The 23,109-nt window shown below is 63.8% G+C and carries 16 protein-coding genes and 2 pseudogenes; 8 read left to right on the plus strand and 10 right to left on the minus strand.

The annotated features are described in order from the left end of the window. Position 1: 1 nt before the first annotated feature. Positions 2-1,204, minus strand: coding sequence for a cysteine desulfurase DndA (gene dndA, locus MVA01S_RS00460; protein WP_040540736.1), 1,203 nt, complete (start codon positions 1,202-1,204; stop codon positions 2-4). Positions 1,205-1,302: 98 nt separating this feature from the next. On the opposite strand from dndA, the gene dndB reads away from it, so the two are divergent. From dndB to MVA01S_RS00485, 5 genes are read left to right on the plus strand one after another with little or no spacing between them, the layout of a single operon-like run. Further along, positions 1,303-2,448 carry a DNA sulfur modification protein DndB gene (dndB, locus tag MVA01S_RS00465; RefSeq protein ID WP_081529015.1) on the plus strand — a complete coding sequence of 382 codons (1,146 nt, stop codon included), beginning with the start codon at positions 1,303-1,305 and terminating at the stop codon, positions 2,446-2,448. Further along, on the plus strand, positions 2,445-3,986 hold the full coding sequence (gene dndC, locus MVA01S_RS00470) for a DNA phosphorothioation system sulfurtransferase DndC (protein ID WP_040540737.1): 1,542 nt from the start codon (positions 2,445-2,447) through the stop codon (positions 3,984-3,986). The genes dndB and dndC overlap by 4 nt, the downstream gene beginning before the upstream one ends. Next, on the plus strand, positions 3,983-5,956 hold the full coding sequence (gene dndD, locus MVA01S_RS00475) for a DNA sulfur modification protein DndD (protein ID WP_003929825.1): 1,974 nt from the start codon (positions 3,983-3,985) through the stop codon (positions 5,954-5,956). The genes dndC and dndD overlap by 4 nt, the downstream gene beginning before the upstream one ends. 2 nt (positions 5,957-5,958) lie before the next feature. Continuing rightward, positions 5,959-6,351 carry a DNA sulfur modification protein DndE gene (gene dndE, locus MVA01S_RS00480; protein WP_040540739.1) on the plus strand — a complete coding sequence of 131 codons (393 nt, stop codon included), beginning with the start codon at positions 5,959-5,961 and terminating at the stop codon, positions 6,349-6,351. Continuing rightward, positions 6,348-7,814, plus strand: a complete 1,467-nt coding sequence (locus MVA01S_RS00485) for a DNA phosphorothioation-associated putative methyltransferase (RefSeq protein ID WP_040540741.1) — start codon at positions 6,348-6,350, stop codon at positions 7,812-7,814. The genes dndE and MVA01S_RS00485 overlap by 4 nt, the downstream gene beginning before the upstream one ends. Before the next feature lie 275 nt (positions 7,815-8,089). Here the strand turns inward: MVA01S_RS00485 and MVA01S_RS00490 are convergent. The 3 genes and pseudogenes from MVA01S_RS00490 to MVA01S_RS31160 form a co-directional block, all read right to left on the minus strand. Further along, positions 8,090-8,467 (minus strand): annotated as a pseudogene (locus tag MVA01S_RS00490) (ATP-binding protein); the annotation flags it as partial. A 331-nt stretch (positions 8,468-8,798) separates the two neighbouring features. Further along, the gene (locus tag MVA01S_RS30120) at positions 8,799-9,746 is read right to left on the minus strand and encodes an HNH endonuclease signature motif containing protein (RefSeq protein ID WP_081529008.1); all 948 of its coding nucleotides are present in this window, start codon (positions 9,744-9,746) and stop codon (positions 8,799-8,801) included. Positions 9,747-9,752: 6 nt separating this feature from the next. Next, entirely contained in the window at positions 9,753-11,426 is a 1,674-nt protein-coding gene (locus MVA01S_RS31160) for a ParB N-terminal domain-containing protein (protein ID WP_144033039.1), read from the minus strand. A gap of 497 nt (positions 11,427-11,923) precedes the next feature. Here MVA01S_RS31160 and MVA01S_RS31165 point away from each other — a divergent pair, with 497 nt between their 5' ends. Then, a complete protein-coding gene (locus MVA01S_RS31165; RefSeq protein ID WP_144033040.1) occupies positions 11,924-12,118 on the plus strand; it encodes a hypothetical protein in 195 nt (64 codons plus the stop codon). A 31-nt stretch (positions 12,119-12,149) separates the two neighbouring features. Here the strand turns inward: MVA01S_RS31165 and MVA01S_RS00500 are convergent, their stop codons facing one another. The 4 genes from MVA01S_RS00500 to MVA01S_RS00515 form a co-directional block, all read right to left on the minus strand. After that, positions 12,150-12,398 carry a hypothetical protein gene (locus MVA01S_RS00500; RefSeq protein WP_003929831.1) on the minus strand — a complete coding sequence of 83 codons (249 nt, stop codon included), beginning with the start codon at positions 12,396-12,398 and terminating at the stop codon, positions 12,150-12,152. Positions 12,399-12,503: 105 nt separating this feature from the next. Beyond that, positions 12,504-14,006, minus strand: coding sequence for an alpha/beta hydrolase fold domain-containing protein (locus MVA01S_RS00505; protein ID WP_003929832.1), 1,503 nt, complete (start codon positions 14,004-14,006; stop codon positions 12,504-12,506). A gap of 89 nt (positions 14,007-14,095) precedes the next feature. Next, the gene (locus MVA01S_RS00510) at positions 14,096-16,357 is read right to left on the minus strand and encodes a CocE/NonD family hydrolase (RefSeq protein ID WP_040540867.1); all 2,262 of its coding nucleotides are present in this window, start codon (positions 16,355-16,357) and stop codon (positions 14,096-14,098) included. Positions 16,358-16,453: 96 nt separating this feature from the next. Then, positions 16,454-17,263 carry a DUF1206 domain-containing protein gene (locus MVA01S_RS00515; protein WP_003929834.1) on the minus strand — a complete coding sequence of 270 codons (810 nt, stop codon included), beginning with the start codon at positions 17,261-17,263 and terminating at the stop codon, positions 16,454-16,456. Between the two features lie 103 nt (positions 17,264-17,366). Here MVA01S_RS00515 and MVA01S_RS00520 point away from each other — a divergent pair, with 103 nt between their 5' ends. Beyond that, positions 17,367-18,362: a DUF2293 domain-containing protein gene (locus tag MVA01S_RS00520; RefSeq protein WP_003929835.1), complete on the plus strand. Its 996-nt coding sequence runs from the start codon at positions 17,367-17,369 to the stop codon at positions 18,360-18,362. Here MVA01S_RS00520 and MVA01S_RS00525 read toward each other — a convergent pair whose 3' ends face one another. Then, on the minus strand, positions 18,363-19,706 hold the full coding sequence (locus MVA01S_RS00525; RefSeq protein WP_003929836.1) for an MFS transporter: 1,344 nt from the start codon (positions 19,704-19,706) through the stop codon (positions 18,363-18,365). It lies immediately after the preceding gene. Positions 19,707-19,931: 225 nt separating this feature from the next. Between MVA01S_RS00525 and ponA2 the strand changes: the two genes are divergently transcribed. Continuing rightward, the gene (gene ponA2, locus MVA01S_RS00530; RefSeq protein WP_040540871.1) at positions 19,932-22,442 is read left to right on the plus strand and encodes a transglycosylase/D,D-transpeptidase PonA2; all 2,511 of its coding nucleotides are present in this window, start codon (positions 19,932-19,934) and stop codon (positions 22,440-22,442) included. Positions 22,443-22,481: 39 nt separating this feature from the next. Here ponA2 and MVA01S_RS00535 read toward each other — a convergent pair. Next, positions 22,482-23,109: pseudogene (locus MVA01S_RS00535) on the minus strand (serine/threonine protein kinase); the annotation flags it as partial.

Consider the following 23,109-nt stretch of genomic DNA (forward strand, 5'->3'; position numbering starts at 1 on the left):
ACTAATGAGCGGTCTCGCGGCGCAAGCCTTCGAGACGAGATGCCATCTCGCTCCAATCCACACTCGGCGTCAGATGGCTCCATGACAACCTGACCGCCCCCGCTATACGCTGACTTGGGATCCCCGATGCTGTCAGCACGTGGCTCGGTTCGTACTTTTGAGACGTGCATGCAGAACCGTTGGAAATCGCCACCAGATCCTTTAACGCGACGATGGCCGCTTCCGAATCGACTCCAGGCACCGAGAAATTCAAGACGTGGCTCACCGACCGATCGCCATCACCATTCAACTCGATCCCGAGGGGCTGGAGCGCTGACACGGCATCACGTTTTACCGCGGCGCACTGTTCATCGCGTTTCTGTGAGTCACGCGCCGCTAACGACGCGGCGAGCCCAAGCCCAGCGACGAGGGCGACCGGCAGCGTCCCCGGTCGAAGCCCGCGCTCTTGACCGCCCCCGTACTGCAAGGGTTCGATCGGCGGGCGGTTGAAGCGGCGTCGGCGGTTTACTAAAGCGCCAATCCCTTTTGGGCCATAGATCTTGTGGGCCGAGATCGACAGAAGATCGATCCTCCTCGAGCGCAGGGGCTCCATGACCTTGCCGAATGCTTGCGCAGCATCCACATGGAAATATGCCTCATGTTCAGCGAGCAACTCAGCGATCTCCGCGATCGGCTGTACAACACCCGTCTCATTGTTGACCGCCATTGTTGAGACGAGGAGCGTGTCATCGCGAACCACGGTCCGAATCGCTTCTGGTTCGACAAAGCCCCCGGCGGTCGGGGATACCAATGTCACCTCGAAGCCACGGCGCGCGAGCACCCCGAGCGGCTCTAACACTGCCTTGTGCTCGATCTGAGTCGACACGATATGCCGACGGCCGACCGACTCCCCGTATGCCGCGAGGCCGAGTATTGACAAGTTGTTGCTTTCCGTAGCGCCGCTGGTGAATATCACCTCTTCAGGCGCTGCGTCCACTACCTTCGCAACTTGCTCGCGCGCCTGTTTCACACGCGTCTTCGCGGTTTGCCCGTACGAGTGGGTTCGACTACCCGCATTCCCGTACTCCTCAGCGGTCCACTTCAGGACTTCGTCCACAACAGCTGGCTCGACCGGCGTGGTCGCATTGCAGTCGAGATACACAGGGCGCGGTGAGTCCCGGGTCTCGCTTTCGACGGGCGTGTCGGTAGGTGCAACTACGGTCATAAGCAGAAGAGTACGTGTAGCTTCTGACAGATGTACGGAGCAACACGGCCATATGTACGGATGTTGGGATCCGTACTCCAGCATGGAGGTGCGGTGTGATGTCGGTCCAGATTGACCTTGCAGATGGCGAGGTCAACCGCAAACGCTCACCCGGATTCGAGTATGTGTTTCCGGCGATTCGCGGCATTCAGGCTGGTCGCGAGTATTACGTGACAATGTGTCCGCTTCGACTAATTCCAAAGATCTTCGTTTTTGACGAAGAAGAGCTACCACCAGAGATGCGCGCACAACGGTCCCTCAACAAAGCCCGTGTTCCAGAGATGTCCCGCTACATCGTCGACAACCCCGACACCTATACTTTCTCGGCGCTCACGGCATCGGTAAACGCAGAGGTTCAATTCGATGCGCTCGATGGTGCGGCTGGTCCGGGTGAGCGTATGGGGATGCTATCGATCCCTATGTCGGCGAGATTTGTCATCAACGACGGACAGCACCGCAGGGCCGCGATCCAACAAGCGCTGGTCGAGAATCCAGATCTCGGCGACGAAAGCATCGCAATCGTGCTGTTCCTCGATGTCGGCCTAAGCCGATGCCAGCAGATGTTCGCGGACCTCAACCGTCATGCGATCCGTCCCTCGAAGAGCATCGGCGTGCTGTACGACCACCGCGACGAAATGTCGGCTATCGCAAAACTTGTAGTTATGCGTTCGCCGTTCTTCAACGACCTCACTGAGATGGAGACGAGCAATCTCTCTTTGAGGTCGCGCAAGCTTTTCACCTTGTCGGCGCTGTACAACGCCAATAAGTCCCTACTCGACGGAGTCGAGGAGGAACTACTCGAACGACGTGTCGACATAGCCGCCCGATACTGGCAGGTGGTCGCCGACCAGTTCCCGGAGTGGCACCAAGTGCGCACGCGTGACGTGAGCTCAGGCGAAGTCCGTCGCGACTTCATACACAGTCATGGTGTCGTCCTGCAATCGCTGGGAAAGATCGGCAATGCGCTCATTCGGAAATCCCGTGATGAACGCGACTGGTCGAAAGTTCTGGAGAAGTTGAAGGACATCGACTGGCATCGGTCCAATGCAGCAGTTTGGGAAGGACGGGCGACGGTCGGCGGCAAAGTCAGCAAGGGAGCGTCAAACGTTCTGCTAACCGCTGGCTACATACGATCCGCGTTGGGGCTAGAACTGCCGCCTGACGAGCAGCAAGCCGAAGACGGATTTACAAGGGGAAATAGATGAAGCGCGAACTTCCGATCACGCCGCGTCGCCGATCTGCGTTCGATGAACTTGGCTACGGCGCGACGGTTGACGCAATCCTGGACCAGACACGCCAGCTGTACCTCGCCGACTCGGTTCCGTGGGTTGTCGGATATTCGGGAGGTAAGGACAGTACCGCAGTGCTTCAGTTGGTGTGGCTGGCATTGGCCGGCCTCGAGCCCGCGCAACGTAGTAAGCCGGTGCACGTCATCAGCACCGACACGTTGGTAGAAAACCCCGTCGTTGCAGCCTGGGTAACCCACTCGCTCGACGTACTCGCTGAACAGTCAGCGACACAAGGTCTCCCAATCACACCGCATCGTCTGACTCCTGCAGTGACTGACACGTTCTGGGTGAACTTGATCGGGCGTGGCTACCCGGCACCTCGCCCGAAGTTCCGCTGGTGCACAGAACGTTTGAAAATCAAGCCATCCAACACCTTCATTCGAAACATGGTCCGCTCGCACGGCGAGGCCATCCTCGTCCTCGGGACACGAAAAGCGGAGAGCAGCGGGCGTTCACACCGGATGACCACGCTCGAAGCACGCAGATCGCGAGACCTGCTGAGCCCCAACGAGTCATTACCTAATTGCCTGGTTTACTCACCGGTCGAGAACTGGTCCAACGACGACGTTTGGACCTTCCTCATGCAGACCCAAAATCCTTGGGGTTACTCCAATAAAGAGCTGCTCACGATGTACCAGGGCGCCTCTCCCGATGGCGAATGCCCGCTGGTCGTGGACTCGACCACACCAAGCTGCGGCGATAGTCGATTCGGTTGCTGGACATGCACCTTAGTCGACAAGGACAAGTCCATGTCGGCGATGATCCAGAACGACGACGAGAAGGAGTGGATGCTCCCGCTTCTGGAATTGCGCAACGCGCTGGACGTCGCCGATGACCGCCACCTCCGCGACTTCCGCCGGATGAACGGCTCGGTGCAGCTGTTCCACGACAAACCGATTCCTGGCCCCTACACCCAGCACTCGCGAGAGCAATGGTTGACGCAACTTCTCGAGGCGCAAGCATGGATCCGCGCCAACGGCCCGGATTATGTCCGGTCGCTCGAGCTGGTGACGCTCCCCGAGCTTGAGGAGATCCGTCGGCACTGGGTCGTTGAGAAGCACGAGTTCGAGGACAACCTGCCGCGGATCTTTAAGGAAGCGACTGGTGAGGACTACCCCGGTCGACCGCTGGACGAGCATCTCCCGTTGGGCGCTGATGCAGTTGAGGTTCTACAGGAGGTCGTTGGCGACGATCGCTTGCACTTCGAACTTGTGCGGGAGCTCCTCGACGTTGAGCAGCGGCACCGATCGCGAGCACGCCGCGCAGGACTTTTTGACTCGCTTGAAAAGGCGCTCCGCCGTGGCTTTTACGAGGATGAGGTCGACGCCACCGAACGCGCACTTAACCGCCGAACGGCGCTCGAAAAATCTGAGGCATCAAATGCTGATGACCCTGATCCTCTCGATGTGGTGGACGGGTTTGTGCGGCCCGCTCAGGCGGGAATCGAACGATGATCATTGATCAGCTTGTTCTGCACAACGTCGGTACCTTCGCGGGACGCAACACGATCGAGCTGACGCCACCCTCGGCGAAGAAGCCAATCGTTCTCATCGGTGGACTGAACGGTGCCGGCAAGACAACACTGCTCGAAGCGATCCACTTGGTGCTCTACGGACCTCTAGCCCAGATCGCAGCTCGGAAGTCGGGAAGCTACGACAACTATCTCCGCGGACTGATCCACAGGGGCGCGCCCGCAAGTGAGGGCGCCGCGTTGGAGCTCACCTTCCACGCCCACCAGGAAGGTGTCGAGCGCGAGTACTGGATTCGGCGCAGTTGGCGCAGCACCGGTTCATCGATTCGGGAGATCCTTTTGGTGTCTGTCGATGGAATGCACGACGAAGCCCTCACTTCGACCTGGAGTGAGCATGTCGAAGCATTCCTACCGAGAGGCATCGCGGGCCTCTTCTTCTTCGATGGCGAGCAGATCGAGGCGTTAGCTGACCTAGAACGGTCCCAGGAGGTACTTTCGTCGGCGCTCGCGTCGCTGATGGGCCTCGAGCTCGTGGACCGGCTCTCCACCGACCTTGCCGTACTGCGTAAGCGTCATCAGAAGGCCCACGTGTCAGACACATCGCGCTCGGCGGTCGATGACTGTAAACAGGCCGTCACGAAGATGCGTCAGGCCGAGGAGGCAGCCGCTCAGCAGACGGCGAAACTGCGCGTAGATCTCGACCGGGCGGAAAAGGCTCTGTCTGAAGTCAACGAGCGCTTCCGGGCGGCGGGCGGGGATCTTGTGGAGCAGCGCGTATCAGCTGAACGCATCGCCGATAACATGCGCAGCGAACTCGGGCGTATCGAGGATTTGATTCGACATGAGCTGAGTGAAGCGGCTCCTCTGCTTATGATCTCGGACTTGCTGCGCGCCGTGTCGAGGCAAGTCGACGCGGAGTCCGCAGCAGAACAGAATCGCGCGGTTAGCAGCATTTTAGCTAGCCGGGACGATGAGCTTGTGGCGCTGCTCCAAACTGCAAAGGTAGCGGCTGCTGCGCGCCGCCGGATAGAGGAATTTCTAGCTGAGGATCGCGCAACGAGAGCCGCAGCATCCTCGACTCGGGACATCGTCGGTATCACCGACGCCGCAATGGTGCGCCATCTCACGTCATCGACGCTGCCCAACGCCGAGAAGCGTCTGCGCGAACTGATCGAACTACGTGCGGTGACGCGCGGAAAGCTTGAACAAGCCGACCGAGTACTCGTTGCGATCCCTGACGACGAAGCGATCGGCGCGGTTCTATCCGAGCGCAGAGACGCCGCAGACGAAGTGTCGCGACGCCGAGCGGCGCTTAGCGTCTCTGAGGAACGACTGAACGTTGCCCGTCAGGACCGCGCGCGAGCTGATTCGGCGTACGAGGCAGCACTCGAAAAAGCCGCGCAAGATTCTCTACAAGCGGACGATGAGCGCCGGCTTGTTGATCACATCGACAGAGTTCGAGCTACACTCGCAGATCTCCGACTGGCAGCTAGCCGCCGCCATCTCGGACGAATCTCGGAGTTCGTTCTTGACGCACTAAGTCGTCTCCTCCGCAAGGAGAATCTAATAACTCAGGTCGAGGTGGACCCCGAAACGAACATGGTTCAACTGTCCGGGCGCGACGGTTTACCTCTGCCAGCTAGTGACCTGTCGGCTGGAGAGCGCCAGTTGCTGGCGGTTGCGCTGCTGTGGGGTCTGGCTCGCGCTGCGGGACAACCGCTTCCCGTTGTAATCGATACTCCGCTTGGTCGGCTCGATGGCACGCATCGAGAACATCTGCTTGAGCGCTATTTCCCGCATGCGAGCCACCAGGTTCTGCTGTTGTCCACCGACACAGAAATTGATGATGAGGCGTATGCCCGCATAGCGAAGCACGTCGGACGCGAGTACAGACTCGTCTTCGATCAGTCCACCAATGCGACCTCAGTGGTCGACGGATACTTTTGGGAGTAGGCATGGCGATTGAGAACATCCGGCTCTCGCAAACAGCACGCGATCAGCTGATCACCTTGAAACGCCGTACTGGAATTGCGAATTGGAACATCCTCTGTCGATGGGCGTTGTGTCGATCGCTGGCAGAGCCGGCGCCGCCACCCTCTGTGCAACTGACCCTCGACAGCAATGTCGAGATGTCATGGCGAGTATTCGCCGGCGAACACGGCGATCTGTATTGGGGATTGATCCGATTCCGCTGCCACGTTGACGGGTTGTCCCTCGACGACGAGACGCTTGCGACGCAGTTCAGATTGCACCTGCACCGCGGTATCGGATACCTCGTCGGTGATCCTCGTGTCACGGACGTCGCGGGACTTGCCGGTTTGGCATTGGCGGGTGAACCCGCCGCATGAGTAACGGAGTTGCCCGGCATAAGACCGCAATGAGTCGGGCGACTCTCTCCCGACCCGTAGCCACCGCCATTCGCGACGCCATAGTCACTGAAGCGACATCAGTCTTCGACTACGGCTGTGGCCGCGGCGATGATCTCCGCAATCTGAAGGCATTGGGCTACACCGTCGATGGGTGGGATCCAACCCACCGAGCATCAACCTCTTTGAAGGCCGCGGACGTGGTCAATCTTGGTTATGTCGTCAACGTCATTGAGGATCCGCGCGAGCGTACGGAGACACTGCGAAGCGCATGGAAGCTGACGGAGAAAGTGCTCGTTGTTTCGTCCCGACTAACGTGGGATGCGCGAAGTCTCGCGGGGCGACCGCTGGGCGATGGACTGATCACAAAGACAGGTACATTCCAAAAGCTCTATGATCAAGCCGAACTCGGCCGTTGGATCGAAGGAACCTTGGGCATGGAGGCGCATGCCGCGGCGCCAGGGGTGTTTTACGTCTTTCGCGAGGCTGCCGATGCCCAAGCTTTCCTAGCCAACCGCGTCCATACGTATCGTCCTCGCCTGCGTATCGATGCGCACGACCTCTACGAGGCGCACCAAGCAGTCCTGGAACCTCTGCTCTCGTTCATGAAGGCGCATGGCCGAGCCCCACGGGCTGGTGAAGTCAGTCAGCAGTGGGCATCGGCCATCAAAGACGCAGTCGGCAGTCTTGGGCGTGCCCAGCAGCTCATCCGCAAGGTCACGGACGACGACTACTGGGAGCAGGTGACGATTCATAGACGTGCCGAACTCCTGGTCTACATAGCCCTGTCACGGTTCAGTCGCCGCCCGCGCTTCAACCAGTTGGGATTGACCCTGGCGACGGACATCCGCGCTCACTTCGGCAGGTACCAGGACGCATGCCTGCAGGCCGACCGAATGCTGCTGGCGTGCGGAGATCCGGCGATTGTGTTGGTGAATGCGCGAAGTTCGAAAGTCGGTAAGCAAACGCCGAGTGCGCTATACGTGCACAAGAGCGCTCTCGGCGAACTGCCGCCGATACTCCAGGTCTATGAGGGATGCGCGCGAGCCCTATCAGGCACGGTTGAGCACGCGAACTTGGTGAAACTCTCGGTCACGGAACCACAGGTGTCGTACCTGACGTATCCCGAGTTCGACCGTAAGGCGCATCCGACGCTGGCGTCTTCGGTGATTGTGAACCTTCGGAAGCTGACGGTGGACTGGCGCGATTATCGACGGTCCCCGAACCCACCGCTGTTGCACCGAAAAGATGAGTTCGTCGGAATCGATCACCCTCAAAGGAGCCTCTACGAGCGGCTCACCGCTTCCGAACGCCGAGCCGGGCTCTATGGAAACCCAGAGACCATCGGCACGGTTAATGGCTGGCGCGCTGTACTCGCGGAAGCGAACGTGGACATCCGAGGACATCGGGTGTACAAACGGATGTCGGCTCCGGTTGAATACTGAGCAGCCTGCTCCGGGGTGGGTTCTAGTCAGTCGCAACACTGACGAACTGGATGAGACTAGCAGCGCGGCGAATAGGTCCGCCGGGCAACGGTCTTCGAGGACCATGCGGGCACGGGTGTGGAGCTCGTCCTCAACGGCCAACAGGTGCTCCGGCAGGCCGTTGATCAGCGTGACGCCCTTGGGGAATTAGTCGCGCAAGACCATTGGTGTACTCGTTGGTGCCGCGTTGCCAGGGTGATCTGGAGTCGCAGAAGTAGGTGGGCGCGCCGAGTTTCTTCGGCGAGCATGCGTGAGCATTTGACGAACCGGATGTCGCCGCTGCGTCGGGCGACCTGGTGTCCGAGTGCTTGTTCCACATGGGTTTTGCCTACGCCGACCGGGCCGTAGAGGATAACCGATTCGCCGGCGTCGAGCCAGCGCAGGGCGGCCAGGTCCCGCAGCATCGCGGCGGGGAGTTTCGGGCTGACGGTGAAGTCGAAGTCGTCGAAGGTGTTGGGTTGCTCGAAGCGGGCGCGGCGTACGCGCCGGGCCAGGGCCGCGGTTTCGCGGCGGCCGATCTCGTCTTCGCAGAGCACTTGCAGGAACTCGAGGTGGCCGAGTATACCGTCGCGGGTCTTCATTGCAGCCCGCAGGCTGGGATCGTGAATGGTCATCACAGGCTCCTTCGTTCGAATGTGGTGGCAGCAGAACGTGAGCGGTGTGTCTCCCGGCGCGGTTCTAGGCGGTGCGTTCGGTGTCGAACGCCTCCGGGCCGCGCAGCACATGCGGCCATCGACGGTCGTGTCGACTGGGAGCCCATCGCCCTAACCACGTTCGGAAGATCGTTGACATTGAGGTAAAGCACTTTTCGAGTTTCCATGGCAGCGAATAGCTACTCACTATTTGGCTTAAGGACGCAGCTCCTTGTCACCCAGCAGACATCTGGCGGCTAAGCCGCTAGACAAGAAGCCGCCCGAGGACTCCACTAGTAGGCTGATGATCGCGTCAAGTGCTGCGCCGCGCCCTACTTGTAACAAGAGTCGGCGCGACCAGCCGCACGTCCCTCAAGGGGTCGTGCTCCCTACAAACGACAATCAGGTTGGCCGGATTCGGGGTGCCTTGAGCATTGCGCGGGGCGACCGTTAGTTCATGGGTTGTCGTTCGCGCCGAGCAACCGCTCACGTTTTCACACCTTCCCCGCATGGCGAGAAAGCGCACAACCCAAAACGGCTGTGGGACGCTGACAATTCCAAGCGTAGGGTGTCGAAGGCTGGAGGTAGCGGCTTCGGCGTCATAGATGAGGGTGCGGTTCGATTTTGCTCGATTACACCACCCGCAGGATAGGCGCAAGTTGTGCATCTCGCTCCTTCCGCCGGCAGAGTGAGGAACTACATGCTCCACCTCGATCCGGAGATCGTTTAGTGCTGCTCCGCGCGGCCTATAGAAATCAACGAACGGCGGCGTTCTTTCGGCGGTCACACTATTTTCTTGGAGAAAGCGGGCCCTCGCCCACTCACTGAACGCGGCCCCGCAAACCCAACAACGGGGGTAAAGATCCCACAAAAGCAGCCGAGTCTCACGATCGGTATTCACGCGTTGTCTGATGAGGCGCCCACGAATTTCGCGCCAGAGCAGCTTTGCTAAGCCACGCGCGAGTTCCGCGCGTTCGTCTGCCGGAATTTGGCCTGCATCTGCAAGGAGCGCATCGCTCACGCTCTTGTACAGGTGCGGGTATAGCTTCCTTCCGTCCAGATAAGGTAAGGGATCGGCAAGCCCTTCGAGGAACCACCTTGCCCAGAGGTAGTTCGCGTCGCCCTGCAGGAGCCAGCCGCTGGTGCCGCCCAGACCCTGCGGTGCAACTTTGGTTGCGAGATCGCGAACCATTGTTTCGTCCCAGGTAGCGTCCTCCGATTCCACCAGGTGGCGGGCAAAATTTAGAGTCGCGAGATTCACGAAGACTTAAGAACCCTTCTGATGGCGTAAGGTTCGAATATCTGGCAACTGCTGAGGATCCTTACGGTACTGCACCCAAAGATAAGCCCATTGGGCCCGCGTACCCGGCGCATCCTTTTTGATTCCGCTCAGCTTCCAATCGCGTGAAAAGTAGCTCGTCTTGACTTCCTCGAGCCACTCATTTACGTACTTCCTGACGTCATCTGGATCCTCAATTGTGCGACGCGTATCGGTAATAAATTGGAAGAAGTCAGCCGCCAGAATAGTTAGGCTAATCTTGTTAAAGATATTGGAAGTCCGTGGTGACCCCCAGTAATTTCCAGCGTCTTTGTCATCCGTTGTTGCGAGGCGATCCCGAACAGCTTCCCAAAACACGATGAATACGTCACGCCATGGACCATCCTGACGACTCCAATATTCAAACTTGGACTGTTCGGCCGGAGCCTCTGAAACAATGCCGGAACCGTCGAGAAAGTTTCGCCGCCATTTATCTGCGTAGTCGACTTTCTCTCCGAAGAGGCGCCCGCCCCGCAACTCGCGAAAAATCTGCACAAGCGAGCCCAGGACATTCCACTGAAGGAGATCTGGACGTCCTTCGTTTGTTAGACCCTTCTCGACGAGATCCTTGAATGGGCTGTCGGGGTGGCGGGTGAGGTATGCGATCGTCTGGGAATCCTCTAGCGGGATTCCGGCTGCTTCCAGGCGTTCGGATACGCCTTTCAATTCATCGGCGGATAAGCTGGTCGCCACGATCGTGCCGAGCAGCGCACGTCCGATGGGCGTCGCCTTCTGGTTAACCACGACGAACTGGAATACGTGCTCCGCAGGAGCGGACTCCATTAACATCGAGACGGGAAGTAGTCGAGCCACTCGTTGCCTCAACTCTTGAACGACTTCATCCGCGTTGCGCCCCGAATCAATCGCTGCTTCTATCTCTGGCTGGAACGCTTCTGAATTCACCGCTTGATCCGCTGCTAGGATCGCTCCACGCAGCCTGTGCTGTCCGTCAACGACAACTACTGGCTGGAGGTAGGAAATCATTGCCTCTTTTGAGAAGCCCAGGAAGCTCTCGCCTTCATAGGTAGGTAAAGATTCGTCTAGCAACTGCACGCGAGCGGCGACCTCTTCCCAGAAATCAGCGATATGGGTTTCGCCAGAGAAGAGCACAGAGGTGGCAGCAGGTTGCGCGGTTTCCTCCGCGTCGATTTCGTCGCTCACGGTCGGCGCCAGGGAGTCGTCTGGCTCGGCGTCTGGCGCTTCTACGCCGATGTTGGGGTGCTCGGAATTGGCGCGTTCCTTCAGTCGAGCGAGTTTGCCCGCGGTGACCTTCATCCCCACTAGATCCGGCAAGCGTTGCTCGAGGGAAATTCGTACCCGACGCAGAAGCTCGACGATAGGTAGTGCGTTAAGATCCTCCCATTCGATAGTTACCGTTCCGACCGCCGAGTCTGCTTCGTTATCGCTGGTCTCAAAAACCACTCGCGAGCTGTTACGACTGGCGCAGAGCAGCGGGTTCTGTATAACGTTCTTGGGATTACCAAAAAACGCAGCAAGTTCGTCGAGCCGTTTGGGACTCTCTTCGCGTTGGAAACCGATCGCCTCTGTATTCGCCCCCAGGCGTTCCCTTTGAGGCACGCCAGACCACTGATCTATATCGGTGGCAGGGGCCGAAAACAGCACGAGATCTCCAGAGTCTGCGGTTTGCCGAAGCCGAATAGCCGGATACGTTCGCTTCATCACGTAGCTTCCTAACCTTTCCAAGCAGGGACTGCCGACGAGTTTTTGCGCCCTGCCGATACTAGATGCGAGTCTGCTCCCGCCGTTTAATCCAAGTACGACACGGGCGTACACGCTAGACCGCGCAACTGTGCTAGGCGCACAAACGGATCAAACTCCTCGAGCAAGAAGCCGAACTAGTGCGCCAACGCGTTCCGGCTAACTGCCCCGAGACACCAAACCAAAATGATCTACCCGCTGGTCCTCGATCTTGCTGACCCGGGTCTAGCCGACATCGCCGAGCATCCACCCCGTCGCGATGGCCGGGTACTCAACCAACGTCAACAAGTCGCGACCGCGGCCTGAAAATTCACCCCTCGCGAGTCAACAAGACTCTGGTCAGCCCCAGAGCGCCATTTCCGCATGGTCGTGCAACTCCCTGCCCGCATGGAGATCCCGCGGTGTGCAACAGGTCCGCCCACGGGTCCATGCACTGCTCGACGGTCAATCGGAGGTCATGCCGTGCGCTGAGCGTCGGCACACCGCACTCGCGCGTGGTCGACCTGGTGCGCATCGACTATCCGTCCCTCAACTGGGACGGCGCCGCCGACTACGTTGTCGCCGCCAACATGGCGTACGGCCCCAAGTTCCAGTAAGACACACGCCACCCGCGTCCGAGAGGGACTGCTATCTACCGGAACGGATGACGAAGGCGTCGATGTTCTCGTCATAGCCGACCGTGTCGTCCACCACCAACTCCCCCATCAGACGGCCATCCTTCGCCACCGCGATGAAGGTGGATTCCTCCTTGTCGTACCGCACCGAACCTTGCACGAACATCGCGGCGACCTGCTGACCGTCGGCTCCGAGCACGACAAGCTTCAAGCCTCCGGCGTTCTTGAGGTACTCCGCCGCTTCCCCACGTGTCGCGATCATCGTCGGGACCTCCTTCCTGGCAGCCAAATCTGACTGCGACTACCAGAGGGAGTACCCAACGAGCGGCGATAGACGTGGCGACCGTGCTGGACACGTGGCCGCGCACTACAGACCCAGATCGGCGTCCAGATTTGCATTCTCACGGCGAGCGTCAGGCAGGAAGCCGAAGATCATCCAGTCGTGGATCTGCCCGTTGCGCAGCCGGAAGGTGACATCGGCGCCCGCGGCCACAGCCTTCTGCTGTAGGACCAGGACATCCGGCGTGCGTAGATCCAGCGAGCCCGCGTACACCGTCGTCGGCGGCAGACCCTCCAGCGATCCGTAGATCGGGCTGGCCAGCGGGTGCCGCGTCCCCGTCGGATCGCCCTCAGTCTCCAGGCCTTTCGCCCACCACTGCCCATTGCGCTTGCTGCTGGCCGGGCTCAGCAGTGGATCGTCGACCAGCGCGATATTCGGATTACTCGCGCTCGCATCGAGCGCCGGCGACAGCAGCACCAGCCGCCCGGGCAGCGTCTCCGCCAGGCACTCCGGGTCCCCTCCGCAGCGGGCGACCAGCATCTGGCTGGCAGCCAGCCCGATCGACCCACCCGCCGAATCGCCGAGCACCGACACGTTGTCCCGACCGTGTCGCGCGACCTGCTCGGCGATGAAGTCGGCCATCACCGGCACCACGGTCTTCGCCGTCCCGCCAGTACCCTCGGCGTTGGCCAGCCGGTAGAGCGGCACCACAACGGTCGCACCGGTCCTGCGCGCCAGACTCGCGTAGGTCGACCAGTGGAACAGGCTCGCCGTCGAGATGAACGAGCCGCCGTGCACGCCGACCACGACCTTGCCCGACGGCCGGCGCGGCGCCAGCGTCCACGTCTTCCATCCCTCGTAGTCCTCGCTCGTCACCGTCAGACGGGCCCGGACGAAGAACGGCGGGATGCCGTCGGTGAAGAACGGAATCCTGGCAGTGGTGCCGTTGAGCTCGATGCCGAACAGCTGCAGCACCGGCTTGACCAGCCGCAGGACGACGGTGACGACGGACGCGACGAACGATGGCCGGCCGGTGAAGCCGACGTCCTCCGCTGCCGGCGCCGGCGGGTCGGCGAGCACGACGGTGTCGGCATCTGGCGGCGGCTCTGCGTCGACCTCGGCGGTTCGCGCACTACCGGCCAGGACGACCGAGCCGACGACGTCGACCAGATCCTCCTCGGGCTGTTCCCGCGGAGCCTCGGTGTGGTCCGGAGCCTCGACGATCACCGACGTCGAGGGTGCCTTGTCGTCCGGCTCGACGTCCGGCGGATCGCTGTCGTCTTCAGGCTCGACTACCGGCTCGTCCTCAGGTACTTCTTCATCGTCGGATACTTCATCGTCGTCAGACACTTCTACGTCGTCGGGCGGGGTCACCGAATCCTCCTCGCCCTCAACACTTTCCTCGTCCTTCTCCGACGATGGCGACTCGGCGGAGACGCTGTCCTCACTTGGTCTCTGTTCGGCGGACATGGTGGTCTCTGACCCAGTGTCGGTGTCCGCGGCCGCGGTCGGCGCGAAGGCCAACACCACGCCCGTCGACGCGGCCGCAACGAACGTGGCGCCGAGCGCCCCGGCAAGATGTTTGCTCACTGAAATACCCCCTGGCTCTTGGGTTCCAGTTAAGCGGCGACGTTGCTCGGGCGCGGAGGAATATCCAAGATTCGACGCAGGAGCGCCACCTACGCCGCAGCCGCCACCACCTGCGCCGCCGCCATCGTCGGCAGCTTCACCGACATCCCCTCCACGGTGATGCGGCCCCACGAGTAAAAGTTCAGGAACCCGAACGCCGAGGTGACCACCTGCAGGGTCACCGACTCCCCTGGCCGCAGCGTGTGCGCGATCTGCTCCATCGACAACGTCACCGTGCGCGAGGTCCCGTCCAGCACAACGGGAATCGGTGTCACCTGATTGCCCAGTACCAGTCCGGTCTCGTCGTCGACCAGCTGTGCGTACACGTGCGTGGCGTTCCCGGTGCCCGAATACGTCAGCGTCACCTCCGGAGCGCCCAGCAGATGCGTGAACTCCGCGGCGTCCGGCACGCGCAGGTTCACCGCGTTGAGCGCCGGGGCTCCCGCCCCCAACCCCATCACCGCACGGATCACGCCCCGCGTCACGATCAGCGGATTCGGCCCGGACCCGCCGACGAACGGGACGAACGGCAACGTCTTGCCGCCGTTGGCCAGCGTCGCGGTGACTGACTCACCTGCCGCGACCGGATACACGTCTGACGAGTACCAGTCGCCGCGCTGATCCACCCACTCGAATCGCGGTCCGGGGTCGATGGTTTCGTCACCCTTGACGTAGCGGTCCAGCCACTCCATCGTCTCGCCCCACACCTTGCGGCCGTCGTTGAAACTGCTCAGGCACGCGCCGTGGCCGCCGCAGAACCACACCACCTTCGTCGTGGTCCCGGCCTCGATCAACGCCCGGGCGTTCAGGTCGGCCTGGGCCAGCGTGGTGAGTGTGTCCACCGTGCCCTGGATCAGCAGCGTCGGCGCCTTGATGTTGGCGAGCCGGTCGGCGAAGTTGAGGCTGTTGAACAGGTCGATGTCGGATTGCTTCGCCTTGCCGGTGAGCACGGCCCCGATCACCGCGGGCAGCACCCGCTCGTTGGGACGCGCCCCCACCCCCACCAGCAGCGCACTCAGGAACGTCCCCCACACGCTGCTGACCGCCTGCTGCGGGAAGATCGCGTCCACCAGGCTGTTCCACGCGATGGTCGGCACGATGGCATCGATCCGGTGATCGACTGAGGCCGCGGACAATTGGATGCCACCTCCGTAGGAGACGCCCACCATCCCGATCTTCGGGTCGCCGTCGACCTTCTCCACCGAGTCCAGCGTGGCCAGCCAGCTGATGATGTGCGAGATGTCGCGGCCCTCGAAATCCGGTGACTGCAACTGCATCCGGCCGCCGGAATGCCACTCCCCGCGCGGATCCCAGGTGACGACGTTGTAGCCCGCCTTGCGCAGCATCCCGATCCCGACCACGTCGTGCGGCAGGAAGCTGTCGATGTCCAGACCCAGCGTCGTCGACCCCGGCAGGCCGACACCCGGACCGGACAGCACGGTCGGCGCCGACTGCCCGGCCTGCAATCCCTTGGCCGGCATGAAGTTCACGTAGATCTCGGTGCCGTCGAACGACTTCACCCGCACCGTCCGCGCACGCGGCGTCCCCGGCGGCGCGTTGTGGTCGATCGGGAAGCCGATCAACGGATGCAGGATCTCGCTGACGAACGGGATCGCGTGGATCAGGTGCACGATCGGGGTCACCACGAACTGGCCGAGCACCGGGATCTTCTGCAACCACTCCAGGGGCGGTTTGATCTCGGTGACCACGACGTCGGTCGGGATCGGGTAGGAATCCTCGGCCAGGCTGGTCGTCGCCTGCGGAGCTGCCGAGGTGGTGTCCTCGTCGGCCTTGTCCCGCGCGGTGGCCATCACCGTCAACGCCAGCGCGGACTCCGCCGGCGCGGCGGGTTCGTCGTCCGTGTCGGTCTTGAAGTCCGGGTGCACGACGTCGGAGATGTCCCGGGACACGACCTCGGGCTCGTCGTCGACCGCCTCGTTCTCGTCGACCGGGGGCTCGTCGCCCTCCGCCTCGTCGGCGGGCACCGAATCGTCGGACACCTCGTCCTCGATGCCGTCCTCGTCCAGGCCGTCCTCGGCGTCGTCGTCCTCGACCTCGGCAGTCTCGTCGGCCTCAGTGGTGTCCTCGGCAGGATCTTCGTCCGCATCCGGGGCATCGTCCGTGGCGTCGTCAGCGCCGGGCTTGGCCGGCCCGGTGTCCGTCGTCTCGGATGTGCTGGACGCAGCCGGCGAGGCTCCGGATGCGGCATCGTCATCCGCCAGCGCCACGCCCGCACCTGCCAGCACCGCAGCTCCGATACCGAGAGCTACCGCCAATCCGCCGACTCGACCCACATATGTCCCCGCAGTCACGGCTTCCTGCTTACCGTCCTCGACCTGTCCACGGTGCAGGTTTGGCAATTTGGTTGGCGAAGCACCGGCCGCTGAAGCGCAACGACCACAACAGCCTCACATCCGTGAGTACCGCGTCAACGCGAAGCTGTACAGCCCGTACGCCGCGAAACCCGTTGCGGCGACCAGCAGAATCGCCTGCCCGTGCTGCGCCTGACCGAGCGCCTCGACCGCCGCGTCCAACCCGGTGGCGCGCGTCGGATCCTGCAGGAACGACGCCCCGATCACCGACATCCCCGCGGCGAAGAGCACCACGCCCTCGGCGACGTGGCCGCACACCCCCAGCACCGTGATCAGCCGACCGCCGGGCACGGTGAGGTCGCCGAGGAACTTCCGCGCCGCGCCTTTGTAGACGAAGTAGCCGCCGAACGCGGCGATCGCCAACCCGGCCGCCACCAGCACAGTCTTGCCGCCGCCGGACTGCATCAACCGAGCGCTCAGGCCTTCGGCCCGCTCACTGCCCTGCCTGCCGACCCCCAGCGCGAACTGCGCCGCCGCGAACGCCAGCGCCAGGTACACCACCGCCAGCCCAAAAGCCTTGAGGCGGTTGATCAGCGGCGACTCCCGCAGATGGGCGTGGCTGTGCTCGCCGGGATGCAGGCCCACCACCGTCTCCGCCAACCGCCACATCGCCAGCGCGACGAGCCCCACGACGACCACCCACAGCGACAGCGCCCCGCCCCGCTGCTCGGCCAGCGTCGCCAACGCGCCCGTCTGGTCGGCGTCACCGCTGAACCCGAACGCCATCCGCACGATGATGTAGGCGATCAGCAGATGCAGCAGCCCGCTGACGGGATAACCCGCCCGCGCGATCCACTCCACGGTGCGGCTGTCGGTGGCCCTGTTGACCGCGCCCTTGAAACTCATGCCCTGGTCACCAGGTCCTGCCCAAACACCGGCACCGGCTACCCGGCCCACCGGCGGCCGAAACGGTGACCTGTCGGAGCACGGATCTACTGTCGGGCTCACCATGACAAGCCTGCCCGCCCGCGTCGCGCAGATCGCCGAAGCCACGCTCGCCGATCAGCACTTCGTCACGCCGATCGACGTGATGATCGGCCTGGGCTGGCTCCTGCCGGCCAAAGCCGACCTGTGGCTCTTCGGCGTGGTGAGCTCCCTCGACCGGTGCATCCGCGCCACCAAGGCCGAGACCGCCGCCGCACTGGACGCCCTCCGGAGCTGGGCGCGACAGCACGACCTGCAGCCCTGGGACACTCCCTATCCCGGCTTCGCGTTCACCGCAGACGGCGACCCCCACCGTGAGCACGGTTTCCGGACCCGGTGGGCGCCCACGCAGGACCCCGCGCCGAAAGCACCCGCGCCGCGGTCCGGCGAGCCGACGGTGCTCGCCGCGGAGCACTCCTGGGAATGCGGCACCTGCGGGGAGCCCGACGACCTGATGTTGCGGGACACCAGGGGCGGCATCTGCCCGGCCTGCGCCGGGCTCGGCCACCTGGTGTTCCTTCCGGCCGGCGACGCCGCACTCACCCGCCACGCGAAGAAAGCCGCCCGGGTGTCGGCGACGGTGGTGCGCATGAACACCCAACGGATGCGCCGCGAGCGCCTGGGCATCCTGACCGAGCACCGCGCCGTCGAGCTCGCGGCCGGCCAGTGTCTGGCCGACCCCGACCGGCCCCGGCGCAAAGCGACCGTCAACGAGCAGCTGCGGCGGGAGATCACCGACGGGATCCGGGCCGCCTTCCCCGGCTGCCCGCCGAGTCGCGCCGAAGCGATCGGCTACTACGCCGCGGTGCGCGGCGGTGGCCGCCGGCGCGGCCGCAGCAGCGCCGCCCAACCCGATTCCGTCGCGCTGGCCGTCACGAACTCCGTGCGCCGCGTCGACACCGACTACGACGACCTCTACCTGTCCGGGTCGGACCACGACGAGTCCCGGCAGCGGGTGCAGGGACGCGTCGACGACATCCTCGACGCGTGGCGCGGCGGCGCGACCGTGCTGGACCCCTGACTACTTCTGGAACGCCGAGCCCCGCTCCCGGTCCAGATAGGTCTCGCTCTTGTTCTTCAGGAAGAAGAGGTACACCACCAGCGACACCGCGATACACACCGTCACGTAGCCGATGAACAGCGGGACCTGACCCTGCTCCTTGGCCGCCTGGTAGATCAGCGGCGCGGTGCCGCCGAAGATCGAGTTCGCCAGCGCATACCCGAGACCCACGCCGAGCGCGCGCACGTGCGCCGGGAACAGCTCCGACTTCACCAGCGCGTTGATCGACGTGTAGCCGGTCAAGATGATGTAGCCACCGGCGACCAACGCGAAAGACAGCAGCGGCGAATGGGTTTCGGGCAGGAAGTTGATCAGCACGTAGGTGTAGAACAGTCCGCCGACCCCGAAGAACACCAGCATCGGCTTGCGCCCGACCTTGTCGCTGATCAACCCGCCGACGGGCTGGAGCAGCATCAGGAAGATCAGGCCGATCAGGTTGATCCAGGTCGCCGTCATCGCGCCGTCGTAGGTGGTCTTGACGATCGCGGGCGCGTTCACGCTGTAGGTGTAGAACGCGACGGTGCCACCCATGGTGATCAGGAAGCACAGCAGCAGCGGCCGCCAGTAGGCGGTCAGCAGTTCGCGCATCGAACCGGCGCCCTGATTCTTGCCCGAGCGGGCGGCCTCGATGACCTCCTGCGGCAACGACTCGTCCATGCTCCGCCGCAGCCAGAACACCACCACCGCGGCCACGCCGCCGATGGCAAAGGCGATGCGCCAACCGAACTCGCGCATCTGGTCGTCGGACAGGAACGACTGCAGGATCAGCAGGGTGAACTGCGCCAGCACGTGTCCGCCGACCAGGGTCACGTACTGGAACGACGAGAAGAATCCGCGCCGCTCCCGCGTCGCCGCCTCCGACATGTAGGTCGCCGACGTGCCGTACTCCCCGCCGGTCGCGAAGCCCTGCACCAACCGCGCCAGGATCAGGATGATCGGCGCCGCGATGCCGATCGACGCCTGCGACGGCACCATCGCGATCACCGCCGAACACAACGCCATCAGCGACACGCTGACCGTCAGCGCCGCGCGCCGTCCGCGGCGGTCGGCGAACCGGCCGAAGAACCACGATCCCACCGGCCGCATCACGAACGTGATGGCGAAGATCGCATACACGTAGACGGTCGAGTTCTTCTCAGTCTCGTCGAAGAACTGCCCCTCGAAATACGACGCGAACACCGTGTAGACGTAGACGTCGTACCACTCGACGAGGTTGCCCGAGGACCCACGCAGCGTGTTCCAGATGGCCCGCCGGGTCTCCGCGGCGCTGGACCGCGGCGGTGACGCATCGGTGCTCGTGGTCATCTTCGTCCTTTCCGATCGGCGCGACACGCCCGACGCCGAAGTCGTTGCACATTCAACAAATTCGCGGTACCCGGGCCCGCGACGTGTGAGCACGCTACCCGGTCGCAGGTCAGCCGTCCTGGGCGGGCACGGGCCTTGTTGTGACGGGCGCCGGCGCTGTGCCGATCTATGACAGAGGCCACCGAAGCGCTCGCCACCGACATCGGACCGCCCTACGCTGGCGCCATGCACGACCACCGTCGGGCACAGGCAATCGCCGTCGGCAAACTGGCCGGCTGCTGCCTGATCATGGGCCTGCTCATGGCCGCGATGATGTTCCCGTTCGTCGGCGGCGCCGGCACCGCCGTGATGCGCGTCTCCGAATCGGCCACCGACGAGTCCGCCGACCTGGCCAGGGGCCAGGCGCCGATCGTGTCCACCATGGTCGACGCCGCGGGAAACCCCATCGCCTGGATCTACGAGCAGCGGCGCTGGCCGGTGCCCAGCGACCAGATCGCGGACACGATGAAGCTGGCCATCATCTCGATCGAGGACAAGCGGTTCGCCGAGCACAACGGCGTGGACTGGCAGGGCACCCTGACCGGCCTGACCGGCTACCTGCGCGGCGACAAGAGCACCCGCGGCGGGTCGACGCTGGAGCAGCAGTACGTGAAGAACTTCAACCTGCTGGTCAGAGCCAGGACGGACGCCGAGCGGCGCGCCGCGATCGCGGTCACCCCGGCACGCAAGCTGCGCGAGATCCGGGCCGCGCTGGCACTGGACAAGCTGCTGCCGAAAGCCGAGCTGCTGGCCCGCTACCTGAACCTGGTGTCCTTCGGCAACGGCGCCTTCGGCGTGCAGGAAGCCGCGCGCACCTACTTCGGCATCAACGCCGCCGACCTGAGCTGGTCGCAGGCGGCCCTGCTGGCCGGGATGGTGCAGTCCACCAGTCTTCTGGACCCCTACACCTATCCCGACGCCGCGCTGGCGCGGCGCAACGTCGTGCTCGACACGATGATCCAGAACCTGCCCGACCGCGCCGACGAGCTGCGCGCCGCCAAGACCCGGCCGCTCGGGGTGCTGCCGCAGCCCGACCCGCTGCCCCAGGGCTGCATCGCCGCCGGCGACCGCGGGTTCTTCTGCGAGTACGCGATGCGCTACCTGGCCCAAGCGGGCCTGAGCATGGAGGACGTGGCGCGCAACGGCTACCTGATCCGCACCACGCTCGACCCCAAGATCCAGGCCAGCGTCAAGAACGCGATCGGCGACGCCGCCAAACCCACCACCCCCGGCGTGGCCAGCGTGATGAGCGTGATCCTGCCGGGCAAGAACGACCACCGCGTGGTCGCGATGGCCGACAACCGCAGCTACGGGCTGGACCTCAATGCCGGCCAGACCGTGCAGCCGCAGCCTTTCTCGCTGGTCGGCGACGGCGCCGGCTCGATCTTCAAGGTCTTCACCACCGCCGCCGCGTTGGAGATGGGCCTGGGCATCAGCGCGCAGCTCGACGTGCCCGGGTCGTTCCAGGCCACCGGCCTGGGCGACACCACCGAACGCGGATGCCCGCGCAAGACCTGGTGCGTGCGCAACGTCTCCGGATACGCGGGCCAGCTGAGCGTCACCGATGCACTGGCGAAATCGCCCAATACCGCGTTCGCGAAACTGATCTCGCAGATCGGGGTGCCCCGCGCGGTCGACATGGCCGTCCGGCTCGGGTTGCGGTCCTACGCCGAACCCGGCACCGCCCGCGTCTACGACCCGGAAAGCAATGAAAGCCTCGCCGACTTCATCAAACGGCAGAACATCGGCTCGTTCACGCTGGGCCCGTTCCAGGTCAACGCCCTCGAGCTGACCAACGTCGCGGCCACGCTGGCCTCGGGCGGCATGTGGTGTCCGCCCAGCCCGATCGACAAGGTCTTCGACCGCGAGGGCAATGAGGTCCAGCTGCAGGCGCCGCGCTGCGAGCAGGTGGTCCCCGAGGGCTTGGCCAACACCTTGGCCAATGCGCTCGGCAAGGACCACACCAGCGGAACCGCCACCGGCGCAGCGAGTTCGGTGGGATGGGACCTGCCGATGTCGGGCAAGACCGGCACCACCGAATCCCACCGGTCCTCGGGATTCCTCGGCTTCACCAACCGCTACGCCGCCGTGAACTACATCTTCGACGACTCCCCGTCCCCGTCGGGCCTGTGCTCCTATCCGCTGCGCCAGTGCGGCGAGGGAGACCTCTACGGCGGCACGGAACCCGCGCTGACCTGGTACCGGGCGATGAAACCGATCGCCGACGACTTCGGGCCGATCGCCCTGCCACCCACCGAGCCCCGCTACGTCGACGGCGGACCGAACAGCCAGGTGCCCGACGTCTCCGGGCTCAAGCTCGACGAAGCGCGGAAGAAGTTGGAGGAGATCGGTTTTCAGGTCGCCGCGCAGCCGACCTCGGTGAACAGCAACTCCTCGAGGGGCGCGGTGGTGGGGACGTCGCCGCGCGGCAAGACGATCCCCGGTTCCATCGTCACGATCATCACCAGCAACGGCATCCCACCCGTGGTCTACCGGCCGCCGCCGCCCCAGAACGTGCCGCCACCTCCCGGGGCTCCTCCGCCGCCGCCCAACGTCATCCAGATCCCGGGGCTGCCACCGATCACGTTGCCGTTCGGAGCTCCACCCCCGCCGCCGCCGCCGCCGTTCCTGCCGCCGCCGCCGCCACCGCCACCGCCTCCTCCCCCGCCGCCTCCGCCACCGCCACCACCGCCGTGACGGTAGAGAGGTGGGACGTGGCCTCGGGGCGAGGAGAGGTCAGCGCGCCGAGCCGTACTCCAGCGCCGGCTCGCGGGAGTCCACGCTGCCGTTGCTCGAGATCGTCAACCGGTCCGGCTGCACGTCGTAGCGTGCCCCGTCCGAACCGGTGACGACGAACCCGTCCCCGGAGCGCGTGGCGCCGCGAATCTCGCGGTTGGCGCCGTCGCGCAGCCGCTCTCCGCGGTAGTAGAACTCGCCGTCGGCCGTCTCGCAGATGACCGCCAGCGACAGCGAGGTGCGGATCAGTGCAGCCGGTGTGCTCTGCGAGTCGCACCGTGCCGTATGTCCCACGAAGCCTTGTGAATCCGTGCCGGACACGCCCGCCACGGCTGACTGTGTCGTGGTCGTCGGGGTGGCCGAGGACGACGGTGACGACGACGTGGGCGCCCCGATTCTCGGCGCGGACGTTCCCGAGTCGCCGCCGGTGAACACCAGCACCGCGGCCAGCACCACCGCGGCGGTGAACAGTGCGATCGTCGCGACCACCAACCCGACCTGGCCCCGGCTGAACCGCCGGGGCGGCTGAGCAGGCGGCGGCATCGGCGGAGCGGGCGGCGGCGCCGGGGTTTGGTGCACCGCCGAGTACTGCCGCGTCGGGGGCGGGGTGGCCGGCGCGACCGGGGCC

This window comes from Mycolicibacterium vaccae NBRC 14118 = CIP 105934, from assembly GCF_001552715.1.
Classification (GTDB): Bacteria; Actinomycetota; Actinomycetes; order Mycobacteriales; family Mycobacteriaceae; genus Mycobacterium; species Mycobacterium vaccae.

Bases quoted from the DNA above. Each gene is read 5' to 3' on its own strand.
- dndA (WP_040540736.1), bottom strand. From the start codon at position 1,204: ATGACCGTAGTTGCACCTACCGACACGCCCGTCGAAAGCGAGACCCGG.
- dndB (WP_081529015.1), top strand. From the start codon at position 1,303: ATGTCGGTCCAGATTGACCTTGCAGATGGCGAGGTCAACCGCAAACGC.
- dndC (WP_040540737.1), top strand. From the start codon at position 2,445: ATGAAGCGCGAACTTCCGATCACGCCGCGTCGCCGATCTGCGTTCGAT.
- dndD (WP_003929825.1), top strand. From the start codon at position 3,983: ATGATCATTGATCAGCTTGTTCTGCACAACGTCGGTACCTTCGCGGGA.
- dndE (WP_040540739.1), top strand. From the start codon at position 5,959: ATGGCGATTGAGAACATCCGGCTCTCGCAAACAGCACGCGATCAGCTG.
- MVA01S_RS00485 (WP_040540741.1), top strand. From the start codon at position 6,348: ATGAGTAACGGAGTTGCCCGGCATAAGACCGCAATGAGTCGGGCGACT.
- MVA01S_RS00500 (WP_003929831.1), bottom strand. From the start codon at position 12,398: ATGATCGCGACACGTGGGGAAGCGGCGGAGTACCTCAAGAACGCCGGA.
- MVA01S_RS00515 (WP_003929834.1), bottom strand. From the start codon at position 17,263: ATGAGTTTCAAGGGCGCGGTCAACAGGGCCACCGACAGCCGCACCGTG.
- MVA01S_RS00520 (WP_003929835.1), top strand. From the start codon at position 17,367: ATGACAAGCCTGCCCGCCCGCGTCGCGCAGATCGCCGAAGCCACGCTC.
- MVA01S_RS00525 (WP_003929836.1), bottom strand. From the start codon at position 19,706: ATGACCACGAGCACCGATGCGTCACCGCCGCGGTCCAGCGCCGCGGAG.
- ponA2 (WP_040540871.1), top strand. From the start codon at position 19,932: ATGCACGACCACCGTCGGGCACAGGCAATCGCCGTCGGCAAACTGGCC.